At 56.4% G+C, this 502-nt stretch carries 1 rRNA gene; it reads left to right on the top strand.

The window, feature by feature from the left end:
- Positions 1–465: ribosomal RNA gene (locus tag NK662_RS23495) — 16S ribosomal RNA — on the top strand; the annotation flags it as partial.
- Between the last annotated feature and the right edge of the window lie 37 nt (positions 466–502).

Below are 502 nucleotides of genomic sequence, written 5' to 3'. Positions count from 1 at the left end.
GAGATGTTGGGTTAAGTCCCGCAACGAGCGCAACCCTTGACCTTAGTTGCCAGCATTCAGTTGGGCACTCTAGGGTGACTGCCGGTGACAAACCGGAGGAAGGTGGGGATGACGTCAAATCATCATGCCCCTTATGACCTGGGCTACACACGTGCTACAATGGACGGTACAAAGAGCAGCAAGACCGCGAGGTGGAGCCAATCTCAGAAAACCGTTCTCAGTTCGGATTGCAGGCTGCAACTCGCCTGCATGAAGCTGGAATCGCTAGTAATCGCGGATCAGCATGCCGCGGTGAATACGTTCCCGGGCCTTGTACACACCGCCCGTCACACCACGAGAGTTTGCAACACCCGAAGTCGGTGGGGTAACCCTTACGGGAGCCAGCCGCCTAAGGTGGGGCAGATGATTGGGGTGAAGTCGTAACAAGGTAGCCGTATCGGAAGGTGCGGCTGGATCACCTCCTTTCTATGGAGAACTCGCGGACCGAGTGTTCGCGCAGTTA

The organism is Ectobacillus ponti, assembly GCF_024294785.1.
In the GTDB taxonomy this organism is placed as follows: Bacteria; Bacillota; Bacilli; order Bacillales; family Bacillaceae_G; genus Ectobacillus; species Ectobacillus ponti.
The sequence above is the reverse complement of the archived record's forward strand: the minus strand, read 5'-3'. Positions and strand labels throughout refer to the sequence as shown.